The sequence below is a fragment of the Synechococcus sp. F70.1 genome, assembly GCF_047502745.1.
Classification (GTDB): Bacteria; Cyanobacteriota; Cyanobacteriia; order Thermostichales; family Thermostichaceae; genus Thermostichus.
The window spans coordinates 1-1,676 of the sequence record NZ_JANSJL010000064.1; the positions used below are offsets into that span (position 1 = coordinate 1).

The 1,676-nt window shown below is 60.0% G+C and carries 2 protein-coding genes; one reads left to right on the plus strand and one right to left on the minus strand.

Annotation, left to right across the window (positions count from 1 at the left end; translation table 11 throughout):
* Window positions 1–55: 55 nt before the first annotated feature.
* A complete protein-coding gene (locus NW860_RS06970) occupies window positions 56–1,063 on the plus strand; it encodes an aspartate-semialdehyde dehydrogenase (RefSeq protein WP_414513268.1) in 1,008 nt (335 codons plus the stop codon).
* Here the strand turns inward: NW860_RS06970 and NW860_RS06975 are convergent.
* Window positions 1,060–1,676: hypothetical protein (locus tag NW860_RS06975; RefSeq protein ID WP_414513270.1), on the minus strand; the 617-nt coding region annotated here is incomplete at its 5' end. The two genes, NW860_RS06970 and NW860_RS06975, sit on opposite strands and share 4 nt — an antisense overlap.

Here is a 1,676-nt window from a genome sequence, read left to right on the forward strand (position 1 = left end):
GAATCAAGGACTAGAGGAGAGCCATAGAATGAGGAAAACCTGAGGACAAGAAAGCATGGGACGGCAACAACGGGTGGCCATCTTGGGGGCCACAGGAGCAGTAGGAGCGGAGCTGCTGAAACTGCTGGAAGAGCGCCACTTTCCGGTGGCAGAGTTGAAGCTGTTGGCCTCGCCCCGCTCAGCGGGCACCTATTTGACCTTCAAGGGGGAACGGATCCCAGTGGAGCCGGTTTCAGAAGCGGCCTTTCGGGGCCTAGACCTGGTGTTGGCCTCTGCCGGTGCCAGTGTCTCCAAAACCTGGGCCAAAACCATCGTCGAGGCAGGAGCGGTGCTGATCGACAACTCCAGCGCCTTTCGTCTGGATCCCGATGTCCCGCTGGTGGTGCCCGAGGTCAACCCCCAGGAAGCCTTCCGTCACCAAGGGATCATTGCCAACCCCAACTGCACCACCATCCTAATGTGCGTGGCCATCTACCCCCTGCATCGCCACATCCCGCTGCGCCGGGTGGTGGCTGCTACCTATCAATCGGCCAGTGGGGCCGGGGCCCGCGCCATGGTGGAGCTAGAGGAGCAAACCCGCGCCTACCTCCAGGGGCAGCCGTTGCAGCCCCAGGTGTTCCCTTACCCCATCGCCTTCAACCTCTTCCTCCACAACAGCCCCCTGGAGGAGAACGGCTACTGTCAGGAAGAGATGAAGATGGTCAACGAGTCGCGCAAGATTATGGGATCCCCCAACCTGCGGCTGACAGCTACCTGTGTGCGGGTGCCGGTGCTACGTACCCACGCCGAGGCCCTCAACCTGGAGTTTGAACAGCCCTTCCCTGTGGAAAAAGCCCGGCAAATCCTGGCCCAGGCCCCTGGGGTGGTGCTCATTGAAGATTGGCAGCAGAACCGCTTTCCCATGCCCATCGACGTGGCCGGCAAGGATGAAGTGGCGGTGGGCCGCATCCGCCAGGACATCTCCGAGCCCAAGGCCCTGGAGCTGTGGCTATGCGGGGATCAAATCCGCAAAGGTGCGGCCCTCAACGCCGTTCAAATTGCCGAGCTGCTTTTGAAGGACTAATTCACTACAACTGTCCAGGTTACTGGCCCCGCTGTAACAGGGGCAGCCTCAGTGCTGTTCAACGTCACCGGGGAGTTGGTGTAGTTGTAGGTGCCGGCTGAGTCCGTAGCTGCGAATGTGACTTGGACAGGGATGGTCACTGTGCAAGTTTGTCCTGGGGCTACTTGTCCTCCGGTGAATTGAATGGTGTTCCCACCCACCGAGGCTGTGAGGTTAGCTCCAGCACCACAGGAAGCAGGTAAGGGAGGAGGTGCACCAGGCCCTACGGTTAAAGGAGGCGGCCCTCCCGGCAAGGTGTGGTTAAAGGCCAAGCCCGTCAATGGAATGGCTGCGTTGTTGGTTATTCTAAACGTCAAAGTTCCATTCCCGGTAACGGGACGTGGGCCAATTGGGCCAAGCGGGTTGGGAAGAAAGTCCATGGTAAAGGCGGGAGCTGGCACCGTCACCGTCAGGGTAATGGCGGCTGCGGTGGCATTGGGCGCCTGGTTGCTGCTGAGGACTACCGCTGGACTGGTCAGGGATCCCGCTGTCGTGGCTGTAACCTGAAGATCCAGGCTAATGGTGCAGCTAGCGTTGGCTGCCAATGAGCCGTTGACCAGCAAGATGGAAGTTG